General features: G+C 66.6%; 11 protein-coding genes. 6 read left to right on the forward strand and 5 right to left on the reverse strand.

What is annotated here, in order from left to right; all coding sequences use genetic code 11:
• Positions 1-61 precede the first annotated feature (61 nt).
• A complete protein-coding gene (locus tag ACFWF1_RS13415; protein ID WP_379284932.1) occupies positions 62-685 on the reverse strand; it encodes a TetR/AcrR family transcriptional regulator in 624 nt (207 codons plus the stop codon).
• A complete protein-coding gene (locus ACFWF1_RS13420) occupies positions 682-2,427 on the reverse strand; it encodes an amidohydrolase family protein (protein WP_379284931.1) in 1,746 nt (581 codons plus the stop codon). Before ACFWF1_RS13420 ends, ACFWF1_RS13415 begins: the two co-directional genes overlap by 4 nt.
• A gap of 272 nt (positions 2,428-2,699) precedes the next feature.
• On the opposite strand from ACFWF1_RS13420, the gene ACFWF1_RS13425 reads away from it, so the two are divergent.
• The 6 genes from ACFWF1_RS13425 to ACFWF1_RS13450 all read left to right on the forward strand — a co-directional run bounded on the left by ACFWF1_RS13425 (position 2,700) and on the right by ACFWF1_RS13450 (position 16,672).
• A complete protein-coding gene (locus ACFWF1_RS13425; protein WP_379284930.1) occupies positions 2,700-4,643 on the forward strand; it encodes a primary-amine oxidase in 1,944 nt (647 codons plus the stop codon).
• Positions 4,636-6,039, forward strand: coding sequence for an APC family permease (locus ACFWF1_RS13430; RefSeq protein WP_379284929.1), 1,404 nt, complete (start codon positions 4,636-4,638; stop codon positions 6,037-6,039). Before ACFWF1_RS13425 ends, ACFWF1_RS13430 begins: the two co-directional genes overlap by 8 nt.
• A 115-nt stretch (positions 6,040-6,154) precedes the next feature.
• Positions 6,155-7,582 (forward strand): AIM24 family protein, encoded by a 1,428-nt coding sequence (locus ACFWF1_RS13435; protein ID WP_379284928.1) that lies wholly within the window; start codon positions 6,155-6,157, stop codon positions 7,580-7,582.
• 228 nt (positions 7,583-7,810) lie between these two features.
• Positions 7,811-8,257, forward strand: coding sequence for a L,D-transpeptidase (locus tag ACFWF1_RS13440; protein WP_379284927.1), 447 nt, complete (start codon positions 7,811-7,813; stop codon positions 8,255-8,257).
• A gap of 184 nt (positions 8,258-8,441) precedes the next feature.
• The gene (locus ACFWF1_RS13445; protein ID WP_379284926.1) at positions 8,442-16,199 is read left to right on the forward strand and encodes a SpvB/TcaC N-terminal domain-containing protein; all 7,758 of its coding nucleotides are present in this window, start codon (positions 8,442-8,444) and stop codon (positions 16,197-16,199) included.
• Positions 16,200-16,303: 104 nt separating this feature from the next.
• Positions 16,304-16,672, forward strand: a complete 369-nt coding sequence (locus ACFWF1_RS13450) for a DUF1304 domain-containing protein (protein WP_379284925.1) — start codon at positions 16,304-16,306, stop codon at positions 16,670-16,672.
• A 9-nt stretch (positions 16,673-16,681) separates the two neighbouring features.
• Here the strand turns inward: ACFWF1_RS13450 and ACFWF1_RS13455 are convergent, their stop codons facing one another.
• From ACFWF1_RS13455 to ACFWF1_RS13465, 3 genes are all read right to left on the reverse strand, one after another.
• Complete coding sequence (locus ACFWF1_RS13455) at positions 16,682-18,172, reverse strand: family 1 glycosylhydrolase (RefSeq protein WP_379284924.1); 1,491 nt, start codon at positions 18,170-18,172, stop codon at positions 16,682-16,684.
• Between the two features lie 90 nt (positions 18,173-18,262).
• The gene (locus tag ACFWF1_RS13460) at positions 18,263-18,763 is read right to left on the reverse strand and encodes a hypothetical protein (protein WP_379284923.1); all 501 of its coding nucleotides are present in this window, start codon (positions 18,761-18,763) and stop codon (positions 18,263-18,265) included.
• Positions 18,757-18,939, reverse strand: a complete 183-nt coding sequence (locus ACFWF1_RS13465) for a hypothetical protein (RefSeq protein ID WP_379284922.1) — start codon at positions 18,937-18,939, stop codon at positions 18,757-18,759. Before ACFWF1_RS13465 ends, ACFWF1_RS13460 begins: the two co-directional genes overlap by 7 nt.
• Between the last annotated feature and the right edge of the window lie 237 nt (positions 18,940-19,176).

Below are 19,176 nucleotides of genomic sequence, written 5' to 3' on the forward strand. Positions count from 1 at the left end.
CTCAGTCAACAACAGGACTATTAATTATGCAATAGTCCATAATCAGTATCAGGTCGGCCGCTCAGGCACCGGATTCGACGTGAATCTCGCCCGCCAGCCGCTGGAAGGTGCTTGCGACGTACTCGATTCGCGCGTCCTCGAGCTGGGGCCGCGGGTAGGTGGAGCGGAAGATCGCCTCGCCGTCGAACATGTGCACAATCGAGGTCGCCAGCAGGCGGGCGATATCGGGCGGGACGGCGGGCGACAGCGCCGCGATCGCGACCCGCTCGACATCATCGAGCAGCGCCTCGGCGACCGGGGCGAGCCTGGCCCGCAGCTCCGGCTCGGTGCGCGCGGCGACGAGCAGCTCGAACCAGACCGTGTTGGTTTCCTGGCGGATCTGATTGCGGGCACGGTGCAGGATATGCGTCAAATCCAGTGGCTGGCCGGTGTTTTCGCGCGGATGGATATTGTCGAACGCGCGCATGTGCCTGCGGCCGACCTCTTCGGCGGCGGCCACGACCAGGTCGGTGCGCGAGTCGAAGTGCCGGAAGATGCCGCCCTTGGACACGCCTGCCCGGCGGCTGATCTCGCCGAGCGAGGCGTTGTGGTAGCCGACCTCGGCGATGGCCTCGATGGTGGCCTCGACAAGTTTGCCGATCGTGGCGGCGCGGCGCTGGGCTTGGGTGCGGCGCGGCTCGGTCACCGCACCTGGGACCTGAGGAAGCGTCCGGTGCGGTCGGTGCCGAGGAGCGGCGCGGGCGTGCCGTCGCCGAAGACGTACTTGCCGCCGATGAAGACGGCCGAGACCGCCCCGTCATTGCGATTCACCATGCGGGACAGGTTGTCATACTGCGCGACCGTGCTTTCGGCATAGGCGTCCAGCGAGGCATCCAGATGTGCGGGGTCGATGATCACCAGATCCGCCCGGTCACCCTCGCGCAGGTGACCCGCGTCGATGCCGTACCAGTCGGCGAGCTCACCGGTGAGCCGGTGCACCGCGCGTTCCAGCGAGATGAACGGCGCGCCGGACTGCTCGGCGTCGCGCACGCGGCGCAGGAAGCGGAGCCCGAAGTTGTAGAACGCCATGTTCCGCAGGTGCGCGCCCGCGTCGGAAAAGCCGAGCTGCACACCGGGATCCGCGCCGAGCTTGGTCAGGAACTTCGGCCGATGGTTGGAAATCGTGGTGCGCCACCGCAATTTGGTGCCGTGTTCGACCACCAGGTCGAGGAACGCGTCCACCGGATGCACGCCGCCACGATCGAGACCGACCTGCCCGAACGTCTGGCCGACCACGGAATCGTCCGGGCAGGCGACGATCTCGGCGTCGAAGAAGTCGCGATGCCAGACCCGCATCCCGAACTTCGAGTCGTAGTCCTTGCGGAACTGTCGCCGATAGGACTCGTCTTGCATCAGCGCGTTGCGCTCGACCTGGTCGGCGAGGTGCAGCGCCGCGGCGCCCGAGCCGAACTCCTCGAAGATCACCAGGTCGATGCCGTCGGCGTACACCTCGAACGGCACCGGCAGGTGCTGCCAGCGGAAGTCGCCGCCCAGCGCGTTCAGTACGCGCGCGATCGGCCCCATGATGTAGACCAGGGCCGGGTTCGCCTTGATGTCCGCGGCCGACAGCAGCGTGGTCTTCAAATTTTTGCGGAAGATGCCCAAGCTGCTCAGCGTCATCGCGGCGATGCTGCGCACCGAGGCGATGTCGGGACCGGCCTGCAGAACGCGCCGACGCCGACGCAGAATCGCGTTGAGGCGACGCCGTTCCCGGGCCTTGGCGTAGGTGGACGGCAGCGTGCGTGAGCGACAGGTGTCACCGTCGACCTTGTCGAAAAGCAGCTGCTGGGCCGACATTCCGACGAAGCCGGCATCGAGCGCGTCATTGAGCGCCGATTCCATGGCCGCCTGCTCGGCCGCCGTGGGACGGACATCCTTGCGGGTGGCGCGATCGAGTCCCATCAGCGCCGTGCGGACATCCGAATGGCCAAGCATCGCAGCGATATTCGGACCGAGCGGCAGCTCCTCCAGCGCCGCGATGTACTCGCGCGCCGAGTGCCAGGTCTTGGTCTCCTCGATGGCCTCGATCACGTGCCGCCGCGGGATGGCCTCGACCCGGCCGAACAGATCGCCCGCCTCGACCGCCCCGACGTGCACGGTCGACAGCGAGCACGACCCGAGCAGCACCGTCGTCATGCCGTGCCGCACCGACTCGGCGAGCTCGGGCGTCTTGAGCACCTCGACGTCGTAGTGGGTGTGGATGTCGATCATGCCGGGGACCACCCATTTGCCCGCGGCGTCGATGACATTCGGGCAGCCCGTCTCGTCGAGCGGCTCCGCCGATACCGCGACGACCCGATCGCCGCGAAGGCCGAGGTGGCGCGTGCCGGAGGGCGAACCGGCGCCGTCGAACCAGCGCCCGGCCTTGATGATCGTGTCGTAGCTCACTCCTACATTGCAACCGATCGGTTGCTAACCGTCAAGGGTCAGTTCTCACACCTCACCGCGATGACCGGCGAGAAATGATTTGCTGCTCCGTAACTTCTGGCTCGCTACGCCGCAACCAATACCCGCCATTCTTAACCAGCAAATGTAGGAACAGGGAAGTAGCATTTCCGACCCAATTGTCCGAATAGTTGCTGAATATGATGAGCGGGCGCAACTTTCTCGGCGAATACCCCCTGTGTTTCCCACATTCGTAGCAATGAGATGGAGGGGCCATGCCCACGCTCACACCGGGACGTGCCGATCATCCGCTCGCACTGCCCACCGAGACGGAGATCGCCGAGGTACGCGCCGTCGTCGCGGACGCCGGGCTGATCGCGCCGACAACACGTTTCGTCTACGTCGGACTGGACGAGCCGGACAAATACGAGGTCTACCGGTGGTCCGGTGCGTTGGATCGCCGCTTCCGGGTGCTGCTGCACGACATCGACCGTCCGAACGCCATCGATCTGCTCGTGTCGCTCGGCCGTCGAACGGTGCTGTCCCAGCGCAGACTGGACGCGGTCGTCGACGGTCAACTGCCCGTGCTCGACGAGGAGTTCGAGCTGGTCGAGGCGGTGTTGTCGACCGACCCCGGTTGGCTGGCCGCGCTGGCCGCCCGCGGGCTCGACGTCGCGCAGGTGCGCGTCGCCCCGCTGTCGGCGGGCGTGTTCGACTACGCGGGCGAGGAAGGCCGCCGCATTCTGCGCGGCTTGGCGTTCCATCAACAGCACGAGAAGGACCATCCCTGGGCACATCCGGTCGACGGGCTGGTGGCGTTCGTCGACGTGATGACCCGCGAGGTGTTGCGGGTGCTCGACACCGGGCCGGTCGACGTGCCGCAGGAATCCGGAAACTTCGATGACCCCGCCGTCACCGGCCCGCCGCGCACCACACAGCAACCGATCGAGATCACCCAGCCGGACGGACCGAGTTTCACCGTGCACGGGAATCTCGTCGAATGGGAAAAGTGGTCGGTGCGAGTGGGTTTCGATGCGCGCGAGGGACTTGTGCTGCACCAGATCGGCTTTCACGACCATGGCCGGACCCGGCCGATAATCCACCGCGCGTCCATCGCGGAAATGGTGGTGCCCTATGCCGATCCGTCGCCGATCCGCTCCTGGCAGAACTACTTCGACACCGGCGAGTACCTCGTCGGACGCTACGCCAACGCGCTCGAGCTCGGCTGCGACTGCCTCGGCGACATCACCTATTTCGACGCCGTCATCGCCGACGAGACCGGCAACCCGCGCATACTGCGCAACGCGATCTGCATGCACGAGGAGGACTTCGGCGTGCTGTGGAAGCACACCGACCTGTGGACCGGGTCGCGCGAGGTGCGCAGGCAACGCAGGCTGGTGATCTCGTTCTTCACCACGGTGGGCAACTACGACTACGGCTTCTTCTGGTACCTGTACCTCGACGGCACCATCGGCTTCGAGGTGAAGGCGACCGGAATCGTCTTCACCGCAGCCTATCCCGGCCTCGACCACCCGTTCTCCACCCAGGTGGCGCCCGGTCTCGGCGCGCCACATCACCAACATCTGTTCAGTGCGCGCCTGGACATGATGGTCGACGGGCATCGCAATCGCGTCGAAGAGGTGGACAGCGTCCGTGTGCCGATCGGCCCGGACAACCCGCACGGCAACGCTTTCACGCTGCGGCGCACCACGCTCGCCCGCGAATCGACGGCGCAGCGGCTCGCGGACAACCGCGTCGGCCGCACCTGGCGCATCAGCAATCCCGACGTACGCAACCGCCTCGGCCTGCCCGTCTCCTACGCGCTTTACCCCGAGGGCAAGGAAACGCTGCTCGCCGACGACGCGGCACCGATCGCCAAGCGGGCCGCCTTCGCGACGAAGAGCCTCTGGGTCACCCGCTACGATCCCGCACAGCGTTATGCCGCAGGGGATTTCGTGAACCAGCACCCGGGCGGCGCCGGTCTTCCGGAGTACGTCGCCGCCGATCGACCGCTCGACAACGAGGACCTGGTCGTGTGGCACACGTTCGGCCTCACCCATTTTCCGCGACCGGAGGACTGGCCGATCATGCCGGTCGACTACACCGGATTCGTGCTGAAGCCGGTCGGCTTCTTCGACCGCAATCCCACCCTCGATGTGCCGCGCACCAGCCACGGCGCGGCATCGACCAGTTGCTGCCATGGAGCTCCCGATGACTGAATCAGCCACTGCCGGTGCACGATTACGCGGTTCGATCGGGGTGACGGGGATCGTGTTCCTCGTCATCGCGGCCGCCGCCCCGCTGACCGCCGTCGGCGGCGCGCTGCCGCTGATGATCGGGCTCGGCAACGGGGCGGGCGCGCCGACGGCTTACCTCGTGGCGGCGGCCGTCCTGCTCGTCTTCAGCGTCGGATACGCCGCGATGAGTGGCCATGTGGACGAGGCGGGTGCGTTTTACGCCTACGTCCGCAGCGGTCTCGGCGTCAGCGCCGGAATCGGCGCGGCCGGGCTGGCGTTGCTCACCTACACCGCCATCCAAGCCGGAATCTACGGACTGGCGGCATCGACTGCCGAAGAGCTCGTCGTGCACTACGGCGGGCCCGACTTACCTTGGTATATCTACGCTTTCGCGCTGCTGGCGGTCGTCGCGGTGCTCGGCTATCGCAACATCGAGCTCGGCGCGAAGGTTCTCGGCGTGCTGCTCGTGGTCGAGATCGGCATCATCGTCGCGTTGTCCGCCGCCGTGCTGATACACGGTGGCGCGCACGGCATCGACACCGTCTCCTTCAGTCCGTCGGCGTTCTTCGACGGCTCGCCCGGCGTGGCATTGATGTTCGCCATCGCGTCGTTCATCGGCTTCGAGGCCACCGCGATCTACGGCGAGGAGACCCGCGACCCGCGCCGCACCATCCCGCGGGCCACCTACCTCGCGGTGCTCACGATCGGCGCGCTGTACGCGCTGGCCAGCTGGGCGGTGGTGCTCGCGTTCGGCAGCGACGACGTCGCGGCGGCCGCGGGCAACGATCCCGAAGGACTGACCTTCACCGCCGCGCGGCTGTTTCTCGGCGAAGCCGCCGCCGAGCTCATGTCGATCCTGCTGGTGACCAGCCTGTTCGCCGCCCTGCTCGCCTTCCACAACGCGATCTCCCGCTACGGCTACGCACTGGCCCGCGACGGCGTCGGCCACCCGGCCCTCGGCCATATCCATCCGCGCCACGGCTCCCCGCACAAGGCGTCACTCGCCCAAACCCTGTCGGCGGCACTGGTCGTCGGCACGTTCGCCCTCGCGGGCGCGGCCCCGGTGCGGCAGCTGTTCACCTGGATGTCCGGCCTGGCCACGGTTGCCATCCTGCTGCTGATGCTGCTCACCAGCGTCGCGGTCATCGCCTTCTTCCGCCGCACCGGACTGGACCGCAGGCGCTGGCACACCGTGCTCGCACCGGCGCTCGGCACGGCCGGGTTATTTGTGGTAACAGCCCTGGTCATCGGCAATTTCACCACCTTGGTCGGCAGCTCGGCGATCGTCGCGACCACCCTGCTGGCCCTCGTCGCGGCGACCTTCGGTGTCGGCGTCGCCATCGCCCAGAAACGGCGGGCGACAACCGCTGCCAGCTAACGATTCGGCGTGGCGTGCGGCCGACTCGGTAGCGCGCGGACCCGACTCGGGACACACTTGACGGCGTGAATCGCATGCCATTCGGGCCGATCGCCGACGACCGGGCCGGTCCGCGGTGACCGCCCTCGCCCGCGGCGAGAACCGGCCCGCGCCCGCCGACCGGATGACCGTCACCGTCACCTGCGCGGCCGGCGTCGACGTCTCCGCGCTGCTGCTCAACGCCGACGGCCGGGTCCGGACCGACGCCGACTTCGTGTTCTTCAATCAGCCGGTCGGTCCCGGCGTCACCTATCGGCACGGCAGCGGTCGTGGCGACATGGTCGACGTGCAGACCAGCGCGCTGCCACCGGATGTCGACAAGGTGGTGGTCACCGCCAGCCTGGACGGCAGCGGGCCGCCCACCTTCGCCGCCGCGGGCACGCTGCTCGCCACGATCGGATCCGATTCGGGGGCACTGACTTTCCCGATGGACGGGCTCACCACCGAAACCGCCGTGGTGTGCGTGGAGATCTATCGCCGCGGTGGCGCCTGGAAGGTGCGCGCGGTCGGCCAGGGTTACGACAACGGGCTGGCCGGCATCGCGACGGCGTTCGGCGTGAACATCGACGACGAGCCCGAGGCGGCCGCCGCGCCGAATCCACCTGCCGCCGCACCGGTTTCGGCACCCACCTACGCACCGCAGGCCGCGCCGAACTACCCGCCGCCTGCCCAGAACTACCCGCCGCCCGCTCCCCCGCCGTCGTACCCGTCGGCCCCCGCATACTCGCCGCCCGCACCATCATCACCTCAGCAAGGAGCACTGCCGATGCAGAGCGAACTGTTCAACCCGAACCACGCCGAGGTCAACGGCGTCGGCATCCAGAAGCAGGGCGGCAAGATGATCAAGGTCGCCGTCAACGGCGAGGTGCTGGCCCGGGCCGGTTCCATGGTCGCCTACCAGGGTGACATGCAGTTCAAGGCGCTCGGCTCCGGCGGCATCGGCCGCGCCATCACCCAGCGGCTCACCGGTGAGGGCGTGCCGCTGATGAACGTCTCCGGCCGCGGCGACCTGTTCCTCGCCGACAGCGCCGCCGACGTGCACATCATCGACCTCGACGGCAGCGACGGTCTCACCATCAACGGCTCCAACGTGCTCGCCTTCGACACCAGCCTGTCCTACCGGATCGCCCGGGTGCAGGGCGCGGCCGGCATCGCCAGCAACGCCGGGCTTTTCAACTGCGTGTTCACCGGGCGCGGCCGGATCGCCATCACCACGCACGGGTCGCCGGTGGTGCTCCAGGTCGACCAGCCGACCTACGCCGATCCGCAGGCCGCGGTGGCGTGGTCGTCGAGCCTGCAGACCGGGATCAAGCGCAACGATTCCTTCGGTCTCGGCCGGTTGATCGGCCGCAGCACCGGAGAAGGACTCACGCTCGCCTTCTCCGGACGCGGCTTCGTCATCGTGCAGCCCTCGGAGTTGCCGCCCGGCGGGCTCATCGGCGGCACCGGCGGCGGCCAGCAGGCCGGACAGAGCGGCGGCGCGCTCGGCGGATTGTTCGGATAGTGAAACACCTGCGCGCCGCGATTGACCCGGCGCGCATGGTCCGCGATGATCCCTATCACCTCGCATTCTCCAGTTTCTCGCGACGAGGTACTCCTATTCACCCTGGCATTCGGCACCAAGCGTGGCGGCAAGGCGAAGAGAGGCCTGAAATTGATGAGCAGCAAGCGTTTTAGAGAGTGGTCGGCAAGATTCGCGGTACTCACCGGGGTCGCAATTGCCGGATTCGCAATGACAGCAACCGCACAGGCCGAACCGCTATGGCCCGGCGGACCGGACATTCCCGGCGTTCCTGCCATCATTCAGCCGCCGCCGCCCGCACCGGTCTACGCGCCGTGCACCGCGGCGAAGACACGCGCGTGCATGCGGCTGTCGACCAAGGAAATGTGGCTGATGGAGGACGGCAAGACCATCTATGGTCCGCAGCCGATCGAGATCGGCAGGCCGGGATACGAATCGCACGTCGGCGTCTTCAACGTCGCTTTCAAGCGCGAACATTTCTGGAGCACAATGCACAACGCGCCGATGGAGTGGGCCGTCTTCTTCGACGGCGATATCGCCACCCACATCGGACCGCTCGATTCCAACTCGCACGGATGCATTCGGATGAACCCGGACGCCGCGGAGGCCACTTACCGCCACCTCGAGCCCGGTGATGTCGTCCAGGTCGTGGAGTGATCCGGTAACTCCATTCATCGCATAAACGGGATGCCCAGCACGGGCATCCCGTTTTTGTTTGCCCGATCCCGCCGCGGATCGATCCGATCCGGTCAGCGAACCGGAGGGTTCCGGCAAGGGTGATCGGCTCCCCAGAATTGCGCCAGGGCTGCTGACGTGGCCGTGGGCAATGGAGGGTAGCGGGATGCCAGACGACTTCGGGCGAGGCAAGCAGGGTGCGGCACGGACCGATGCGGCGAGCGAGCCGAGCGGACCGAAGGCGCCCTCGATCGCTCTGCCGAAGGGCGGCGGCGCGATCAAAGGGATCGGGGAGAAGTTCGCGGCGAATCCGGTGACCGGGACCGGCTCGCTGACCGTCCCGATCAGTGTGAGCCCCGGCCGCGGCGGTTTCGGGCCGCAACTGTCGCTCGGCTACGACTCGGGGTCGGGCAACGGCCCGTTCGGGTTGGGCTGGAGTCTGGGGCTGCCCGCGATCACCCGCAAAACCGACAAGGGCCTGCCGAGATACGACGATGCCGGCGATTCGGATGTGTTCATTCTGTCCGGCGCGGAGGATCTGGTCCCCGTTCTGGTTGAACGACAAGGGAATTGGGTTCGCGAAGAGCTGCCGATCCGCACCGTAGGCGGGAACGACTACCGCGTTCAGCGCTACCGGCCGCGCGTCGAAGGGCTGTTCGCGCGCATCGAGCGCTGGACAAATCTCGCCGACGCGCGCGACGTGAGCTGGCGTTCGATCTCCCGGGACAACGTCACCACCTGGTACGGCCGCGACGCTCGGTCACGTATCGCCGATCCTGCGCATCCGCAACACATCTTCAGCTGGTTGATCTGCCTGAGCTACGACGACAAAGGCAACGTCATCAGTTACGAGTACAAATCCGAGAACAACGAGCAGATCCCGGCCGGCCAGGCCAGCGAACTGCCGCGCGAGCGCCGGGCCAACCGATACCCGAAGCGAATTCGCTACGGAAACCACACGCCGTACTTCCCTGCGCTCGACCCAATAGCCGCCTGGCCGACGCCGCCCGCCGACGACCAGTGGTATTTCGAGCTGGTCTTCGATTACGGCGAACACGATCTCGCGCACCCGCTGCCCGCCGACGGGCCGGGCTGGGGTAATCGGCCGGACCCGTTCTCGTCCTACCGCTCCGGTTTCGAGGTGCGCACCCACCGACTGTGCCGGCGCGCCTTGATGTTTCATCATTTTCCCGGCGAAGCCGAAGTCGGCGCCGACTGCCTGGTCCGTTCCACCGACTTCGGCTACGCCCATGACGCCGACCCGGCCGACGAGCGCAATCCGATCTACGCCCAACTCGTTTCGGTCACCCAGCGCGGTTACCGGCGGCAGGATGAGGGATACCGCAGCAGGGCGCTGCCGCCGGTCGAATTCGGCTACAGCGAGGCGCGGATTCACAGCGAGCTGCGCGAACTCGACCGGGACAGCCTGTCGGGCTTGCCGATCGGCTTGGACGGTATCGGATATCAGTGGGTCGATCTCGACGGTGATGGCGTCGCGGGCGTCCTCACCGAGCAGGGCGGCGGCTGGTTCTACAAGCGAAACCTGATTCCTGCCAACGCGGTTGGTCACACCGGAAATGCTCGCCTCGGGGCACCTGAGCTCGTCGCGTCGCTGCCCGCAGCCTCGCCGGCCGCCGGCGCCCGATTCGTCGACCTGGCAGGTGACGGGCGACCCGACGTCGTACGGTTCGACGGACCCGATCCGGGCTTCTACGGACGCACCGACGACAGTTGGTCGCCGTTCACACTGTTCGACCAACTGCCCAACCAGAATTGGCACGACCCGAATCTGCGCTTCATCGATCTCGACGGCGACGGCCGTTCCGATGTGCTGATCGCCGAGCAGGACGCCCTCGTCTGGTATCCGTCGCTCGGCGAGGACGGGTTCGGCCCGGAACAGCGCGTCGCCACCGGAGGGGACGAAAACCGCGGTCCTGCGGTGATTTTCGCCGACGGCGAGCAGACCGTCCAGCTCGCCGACATGACCGGCGACGGCCTCATCGACCTGGTCCGGATCCGCAACGGCGAGGTCTGCTACTGGCCGAACCTCGGTTACGGTCGCTTCGGCGGGAAGATCACCATGGACCACGCGCCGTGGTTCGACAATCCGGACCAGTTCGACAGCCAGCGCGTCCTGGTGGCCGACATCGACGGTTCCGGCACCACCGATCTCCTCTACCTGCACGCCGACGGCGTCCGGGTCTACCGCAACCAGTCCGGCAACAGCTGGGGAAATCCAGTGGCACTGCCGGTCTTTCCGCCTGTTGCCGAGCCGATTCGAGTGCAGGCGCTCGACCTGCTCGGCAACGGCACCGCCTGCCTGGTGTGGTCTTCGCCGCTGGCGGGTGATGCGCACTCCCCATTGCGCTACCTCGATCTGATGGGCGGGCAGAAGCCGCACCTGCTCGTCTCGGTCAAGAACAACCTGGGGGCCGAAACCGAGATCAGTTACACACCGTCGACCGCGTTCTATCTAGCCGACAAGCTGGCCGGAAATCCCTGGGCCACAAAGCTTCCCTTCCCCGTTCACGTCGTCGACCGGGTCACGGTGCGAGATCGCTGGCGCAACACCACCTTCGCGAGCACCTACAGCTATCACCACGGCTACTTCGACGGACCCGAACGCGAATTCCGCGGCTTCGGACGCATCGAGCAGATCGATACCGAGGACTACGGAACCTTCGGCGATGCGAACACCGACAGCCCGTACCTGACTCAGGACCACCGGCTCTATCAACCCCCCGTCAAAACGGTCACCTGGTTCCACACCGGTGCACCGGCACTGCCGCAGTTCGAGCGCGAATACTTCCCGCGCTGGTTCGAAGACCAGCAGCCCGGCACCCAGGTGCTCGGCACCTTCCATGAGCGTGCCGTCCCGGAGCCGGACCTCGACGCACTCGGCCTCACCGCCGATGAGCGGCGGGAAGCACTGCGCGCGTGCCGCGGAACGGCAGTACGCCAAGAGGTTTACGAATTGACGGTCGAGGCGCTGGCGACCGGCACGCAGCGACCGATCCGGCTGTTCTCCGCGACCGCACACGGGCAACACGTTCGATTGGTCCAGCCACGAAAAGATAACCAGCACGCGGTCTTTCACACGACCGAGGCCGAGTCGGTCAGCTACCACTACGAACTCGACCTGCGTCCGGCAACGCTGACGCCCGATCCCAGGATCAGCCACACGCTCAATCTGCGCTTCGACGAGTACGGCAATGTGCTGCAAAGCGTCACGGTCGGTTACCCACGGTGGCAAGCGGTACCGCTGAACGACCCGCTACTGCCCGCCGGGGTCGAAACCTTGGTTGCCGCAGTACAGAACGAGCTCCACCTCGCCTACGTCGAGAACCGCTTCACCAATGACGCGATCCCCGACCCGGATCAGTATCGGCCTCGCATATCCTGCGAGACAACGACCTACGAGCTCACCGGGATAACGCCGGGCGCTCGATACTTCGACATCGACCAGTTGCGCGGGTTCGAGATCAGCGACAACTATCCGGGCAACGGGACACCGGTCGAGACAATTCCGTATCAGCAGTTGCCCGACCGCGCGCATCCTCAGCGACGACAGGTCGAGCACACGCGCACGCTGTTCTGCTCCGACGTACTGAACGATCCACTTCCGTTCGGATCACTGAACGCCAGAGCCCTGCCTTATGAGACCTACACCCTCGCATCGACCGACGCGCTCGTGACGACGGTCTTCGGCGACCTGCTGACACCCGAGGTGATTGCGGCACTGGGCAACGCAACCGTCAGCGGCTATCTGAGCGGACCGGAAGCCGTCCGGCTGCTCGGCCCGGACGCCGCAGGCCAGTATTGGCGGCGCGCCGGAGTCGCGGGCTACCGTACCGACGCGGCGCAGCATTTCTATCTCGCGCAGCGCTACATCGATCCTTTCGGCAATGTCACTGTGCTCGAATATGACTCGCGTGATCTGTTCCCGTCGGCAAGCACCGACGCCCTCGGCAATCGCACCGAGACAATCGAATTCGACTTTCGCGTCCTGGCGCCGATCCACGTCAAGGACATCAACGGCAACCACTCCCGGCTGAAGTTCGATGCACTCGGCATGCCGACCGCATCGGCACTGAGCGGAAAGCAGGGCGAGGGCGACACCCTCGACGGATTCGACGACGCGACAACGGATGTCGACAATGCCACCCTGCTCGCATTCTTCGTGACCGACGACTACCGCGCGGCAGCGGCACAGACGCTGCTCGGTGGCGCGACCGCCCGCCACCTGTACTACTTCGGCGAAACCGTGCGGAACGGCACCGTGGTCTGGGGCGCCCACCCGCCGTGCGCGGCCGGAATCATGCGCGAGCAGCACCACGCGCAGGCCCCGAACAGCGTGGTACAGACGAAGTTCGAATACTCCGACGGTGCCGGGGCGGTCCTCGTCGCGAAGGTTCAGGCCGAGCCCGCGACACCCGGCGGCCCGCTGCGCTGGATCGCGAATGGCAAGACGATCCTGAACAACAAGGGAAAACCGGTCAAGCAATACGAGCCCTATTTCAGCCCACCCGAGGTCGGGCACCGCTATGAGGAACCGGTCGACCTCGGCGTGACCCCGATACTCTTCTACGACGCGATCGGACGGCAGATCCGCACCGACTCCCCCGACGGCAGCGTCACCAGGGTGGAATATACGCCGTGGCAGTTCGCCGCCTACGACGCGAACGACACTGTGCTGGAACCGGGCAACGCCTGGTACGCCCGGATGAGCACGTCCGCGGTGCCCGCCGAGCGCCGCGCCGCACAGCTCGCCGCCGCGCACGCAGGCACGCCCGCGCGGACCGTGCTGGACAGTCTCGCGCGCACGGTGCTGACGGTCGTGCACAATCGCACCGACGGCGTCGACGAAAAGCAGGTCACCTTCACCAGACTCGATGCCGAAGGCAAGCCGCTGTGGATCCAAGATGCGCGAGGCAACCGGGTGATGCAATACGTCATCCCGCCGCTGCCGGGTGGCGTCCATCCGTTCGACGACACCCAGAACATCAGCCTGCAAGGGTTCGCGCCATGCTACGACATCAGCGGAGCAGAGCTGTTCCGGCACACCATGGACGCCGGAGAGCGCCGGACACTGTCCGACGCCGCGGGTAAACCATTCTTCGCCTGGAACAGCCGGGGATTCCGCCACCGGATGACCTACGACGCACTACACCGCCCACTCGCCGTATTCGTCGCCGCTACCGGCGATTCGACGCCGGGCGGCCAACCACGCGATCCGGCACTGCCTGCCGCCGAGGTGCTCGTCGAGCGACGGATCTACGGCGAAGCCCACCCGAACGCCGATAACAACCTGCGCGGCAAGCCGTTTCGCATCTACGACAGTGCCGGCGTCGCGACCAGCGCGCGCTACGATTTCAAGGGCAACCTGCTGACCAGCGACCGCCGCTTCACCCGCGATTACACCACCGTCGCGGATTGGTCGGCCCTCGCCCACGTGACCGGCATCGACGAAATCGAAGCTGCCGCAGCACCGTTGCTCGCCGCAGAAGCACTCACCAGCCGTACCGAGTACGACGCACTCAACCGCCCGATGACGGTGACCGCACCGGACGAGAGCGTCTACCGCGCGATGTTCAACGAGGCGGGCCTGATCGAACGAGTCGAGGTCGCCCTGCCCGGCGGCGCGGCGGCCACCCCATTCGTGACGAACATCGACTACAACGCCAAAGGCCAGCGGACCGGCATCGACTACGGCAACGGTGCCGCCACCCGATACACCCACGACCCGTTCACTTTCCGGCTGGCCACGCTGCGCACGACCCGCCCCGCCGACCCCGACACCACCGCCTCCCTGCTGTTCACCAACGCTGCCGTGGTCCAAGACCTGCACTACACCTACGACCCCTCCGGCAATGTCACCCGTATCGAAGACACCGCACTCGCGACGACCGTACAGGCCGGTGCCACTTGCGATTACGTGTACGACGCCCGCTACCAGCTCATCGCGGCGAGCGGTCGCGAGCACAGCGGCCAAACGGATTTCGCGCTGAACCCGAGCGACAGCATTCGCCGCGACTACCCCTTCGCCGGTGCCCGCGTACACGCCAACGACCTACAGGGGCTGCGCGGCTATATCGAGCGCTACCGCTACGACGCCGTCGGCAACATCATTCAGCTGGCCCATCACGCCGGAAGCAACGTCGAGCAGCCCGGCGCGACGTTGTGGCAGCGCCGTTATCAATACGCGCTCGACAGCAATCGACTGCTCGCGACCAGCCTCCCCGGCGACCCGGATGATCTACCGGATTATGTTGCGACAGGCGGCTATTCCGCAAAGTACGGCTACGATACCCGCGGGAACATCGCGGAGATGTCGCACCTCCCGCTGATGCAATGGAACTACCGCGATCAGCTCAGCGCTACCGCACAGCAGGTAGTCAACGGCGGCACTCGCGAAACCACCTACTACCTCTACGACGCCAACGGCGAGCGGATCCGTAAGGTCACCGAGACGCGCAACGGCACGCCCAAGAACGAGCGAATATATCTGGGCGGCTTCGAGATCTACCGCGAGCACAGCGGCGGCACCGTCTCCCTCGAACGCCGATCCCTGCACGTGATGGACGATCATCAGCGCATCGCGCTGGTCGAAACCGATGCCACCGCACTCGGTTCGCCACGGATCCGCTACCAGCTCGGCAACAACCTCGGCTCGGCGAGCGTCGAGCTCGACCAGAACGGCGCGCTGATCGCCTACGAGGACTACCACCCGTACGGCACCGCGGCGTTCCAAGCCGGACGCAGCGCCGCCGAGGTCGGCCTGAAGCGCTATCGCTACACCGGCAAGGAGCGCGACGACGAGACCGGGTTCGGTTATCACAGCGCCCGCTACCTGCTGCCCTGGCTCGGTCGGTGGCTCAGTACCGATCCGGCCGGATTGGCCGACGGCACGAATGTCTATGCGTATGGCCGGAACTGCCCGACCGGCAACGTGGACAGCCAGGGGACGCAATCGACACCGACGAGCCCGGAGGTCGTCGGCGAGCAGATCAAGGACATTCTGCGCAGCTACCAGCGACCGACCGCGGGAACCGAGACCGGCGATTACGCGATCGATGTGAAACAAACCGTCGTCGCCAAGGACGAGCCGGAGGGACCGCCCACCGCCGCGTCGGGTCCGCCGCCCGTGCCGGACTTCGACGGCGGCCCGCACGGCTACACCGACCAGCGCGAAAAACTGAAGCACGGTTCCACGAAGGATCGAGTGCATGCCACCCTGCTCACCCCGCTGGCGATCGGCGAGGCCGCGCTCCGCAACACCTTGAACGCGCTGCCGACGGCGGGACGGTATGCCCAGCGGTGGATCTGGTACGACATGCACGGCCAGGCAGGCAAGGGCCTCGGCGAACTCGCGAAGGGCGTCGGCACGACGGTGCTCCTGCTGCTCGACGTGAAGGCGCTGGCCGGGATCGTGGAATCGGCCGTCAAGGGCGCGGGGCGGCACACCCTGACCGACGTCGCGAAAGACGAGGTCGGGGCGCTGAAGGTCGGCTACGACAAGAAGGAGTTGAGCCGCGCCGCCGACCTCATCGACGAAGTCAACAAGACCGAGGGGGTCTACCAGGCCGCGGCCACCGAGGAGGAAGTCCGGTCCTTCCTGGACTTCAAGCAGGCTTACAACAACGCGCGCCGCGAACTGGCGAAGTTCGGTGCGCCGTTCGAGGGCTTCGAGAAGCAGGCGATCAAGGATGTGAACATCGGCATGCTGCGCGGCACCCGGGCCAAGGACTTCACGGCGGCGAACAAGGCCGCGGGCCTCGCGGAGACCCCGAAAGGATGGACCTGGCACCATCACCCGGACTACGGGCGAATGGTGCTGGTGCCCACGTGGTTCCACGATCTGTACCCGCATTGGGGCGGTGTCTCCATCTACAATGCGGTGTCCAAGGTGCCGTATCCGCGATGACCGGCCCGCACCGCGCGCCTGCCTCGGTATCGGCCGCCGGGCGGTCATCCTGAAATCGGCCATCCGGGCAGGTCCCGGCCTGTACATGAGGAAGCGAGTCGATCGTGCGAGTAGTAGCCGAGGTGCTGGTCGGATTGGTGGCGGCGCTGCACGTCTACATCGTGGTGATGGAGATGTTCCTGTGGACGACGCCGCGGGTGCGCGCGGCGTTCGGCAGCACGGTCGAATTCGCCGAGCAGACCAAGGTGCTCGCCGCGAATCAGGGCCTGTACAACGGGTTCCTCGCGGCCGGGTTGATCTGGGGCATCATCGCGGCCGACCCGGTCGGGCACGCCGCGATGATCTTCTTCACCGCCTGCGTCGTGGTCGCGGGCTGCTACGGCGCGGCCACCGCCAGCCGCCGCATCCTGGTGGTGCAGGCGCTGCCCGGCGCGATCGCGCTGATCGCGGTGCTGGTGGCGGGCAGCCGGTAGCGCCCGCGCTCAGGGCACCGCGAGGTCGACGCAGCCGGGGGTCGGGTCGACGACGAGGCAACCGGACGGCGGGCGGGTGGGGCGATAGTCGGCCGGAACACCGCCCGCCGCGATGGTCTCGGTGTAGGTGGCGACCGCCTTGGTCGGATGCCGCTCCAGCTTGGGATCGTCGCGCACATTCACCGTGTAGAGGCCGAATCGTGGACTGTAGCTACCCCATTCGTAGTTGTCGGTGATGCTCCAGTAGTTGTAGCCGATGAGGTTCACGCCGTCGGCCTTGGCGCGTTGCAGCCAGTAGACGGTGTCGCGCAAATGGTCGCTGCGGTTGTAGTTTCCGGTGCCGGGGACGTTGCCGTCGTCGGAATTGGCGTTCTCCGTCGGCATGCCGTTCTCGACCACGTAGATCGGAATGCGCGGCTTGCCGGGCACCTGCGGGAACATGTCCGAATAGCGTTTCACCGCATAGTAAATGCCCTCGGTGCGGATCGGCAGATTCCACATGCCGGGCGACCCGACGGCCGCGATGGACCGGACGGTGGCGGGCGGGCTCGACATCGGCGGTTCGAAGGCGAAGTAATAGTCGACGCCGATGTAGTCGAGCCGGTCCCGGATCTTCGCGAACAACGGGCCGTTGACCTGATCATCGATGCCTGCGACGTAGCCGATATTGCTGGTCACCTGGGCATCGGAGCGAAGCTGGTGGATGTAGTCGTAGATCTGGTTGTGCGCGTCCGCGATCTTGTCCTCCATCCGCTGCTGGTTGGTCGCGTTGTTGCGTACCTCGTGCATGATGTAGGCGACCGGCTCATTGATGGTGACCCACAGCGGATTTCGTGGCGCGTATCGGTCCACCACCTTGCGCATGTTGGTCAGCCAGGCGTCCACCATCTCCGGGTTGTCCCAACCGGTGTCCGGGGTATCCGAATGCTGCCCGTGGAACGCCCCGTCGTAAGCCCAGCCCGGATACACCCAGTGATCGAGGGTGAGCATCGGGCGCATCCCCGAATTGATGATCTTGGCGATCACCTTGTCGTAGAAGCGGAATCCGTCGGCGTCCCACTCCAGCCTGCTCGTCGGTTGCAGCCGCGCCCACTCGATCCCGATCCGGAATACCTTCACCCCCAGCGCTTTCGCCAGATCGATATCGGCGGCGTACCGGTTGTAGAAGTCGATCGAGCTCTGGTACCTGTCGTACTCCGGGTGATTCTCGATGTAGCGCACCCAATTGCTGTCGGGCGCATCGTTGCCCGGCGATTTCCGAGGCGGCGCACTGGGGCCGAGCGAACCCGTGGTGAGCGAGCCCGAACTAGGCGCATCGCCGCCGGGCGCGTGCCCTTCCGACTGGAAGCCGGACTCCGCGACGCCCCACAGGAACCCGGGCCCCAGCGCGGAATCCCCCGCTACCGGCCCCGGCGGAGCAGCAACACCCACGCCGGGCACCAGCAGCGCGGCCGTCGAGGCCGCGAGCGCTACCGCGGCACGTCGAGTCCATGTGCGCATAAACCGAGAACTTAACCGACTAATTGCTGAACCCCCGTCAACTCCGGTCCCTGCGGCGAGTATCGACCGAGGAACGCCTACCTTCGGTGGCTAATTCACGGACAGGCGGTGGCCGATCCGCGCGATCGTCGCGATGGGCGGGGCGCCATATGCTCCATTGCTGGCACCCGCTGCGGCCTCCTCGGCCGCCGCGGCGGCATCGGCGACCGTGACGTCGTCGGGGGCGAAGGCGGCGGCCTTCGCGGCATCGAGCGCGGCGGCGGCCGCCTCCTGGACGGTGACCGCCGCATCGGCGGTGACGACCGCATAGAAGGTCGCCTTGATCGCGTGGTTCGCGGCGACATAGGCGTGCCACGCGGCATCACGGGTGGTGTCCGCGGCGGCCACGGCCCGCGCGGCACCGTGCGCACGCGCGACGTGGTCGACGGCCTTGTCCCGGTTCACCGCTCGCTTGGCCGCGGCACTGGCGCGGCCCGCCGCGCTGCTCGCCCTGGCATGGGCTTGGGCAAGCAGTTCCCCGGTGGCGTCGGCCGCCAGCACGGCGATCCCGCGGGCACCGCCGGGTAGCAGCGGAATGACCTTGCCTACCAACGGAACCCGCCGATGTGGTCGAGCTGCTCCGCGTCGTCGTCCGCGTCGAACCAGTCCGAACCGGCGGTCTCCGGCCCGGCGCCGGACTTCCAGAAGGCCAGGGAATCCGTTCCGGCGCAATAGATGACGACTGCCAGCACCGCCAACGCCGCCAGCTCCTTCGACAGACGCGTCACAGCGAACCTCCTCGATCGACGATGGTGCCGGTGAACCCCGGCGAATGCGGTAGCGCGGAAAGCGGAATGCGCGCATCTCCGGATTGTCCGAATTCGCTCCGGAGCCAACGAAAATGCGCGCGTACCGACTAGCCCAAAATACCGAAGGTAAGAATCCCCACCAGGTTCTCCGTTACCGCGAGCACGCTGTTCACTAGACCGAAGAGACCACTCAACATGACTTGCTCCTGTGATACG

Source organism: Nocardia sp. NPDC060255 (assembly GCF_042727395.1).
Classification (GTDB): domain Bacteria; phylum Actinomycetota; class Actinomycetes; order Mycobacteriales; family Mycobacteriaceae; genus Nocardia.

Coding starts and splice junctions, on each gene's coding strand:
- ACFWF1_RS13455 (WP_379284924.1), bottom strand. CDS start 18,172: ATGCGCACATGGACTCGACGTGCCGCGGTAGCGCTCGCGGCCTCGACG.
- ACFWF1_RS13425 (WP_379284930.1), top strand. CDS start 2,700: ATGCCCACGCTCACACCGGGACGTGCCGATCATCCGCTCGCACTGCCC.
- ACFWF1_RS13440 (WP_379284927.1), top strand. CDS start 7,811: ATGACAGCAACCGCACAGGCCGAACCGCTATGGCCCGGCGGACCGGAC.
- ACFWF1_RS13445 (WP_379284926.1), top strand. CDS start 8,442: ATGCCAGACGACTTCGGGCGAGGCAAGCAGGGTGCGGCACGGACCGAT.
- ACFWF1_RS13430 (WP_379284929.1), top strand. CDS start 4,636: ATGACTGAATCAGCCACTGCCGGTGCACGATTACGCGGTTCGATCGGG.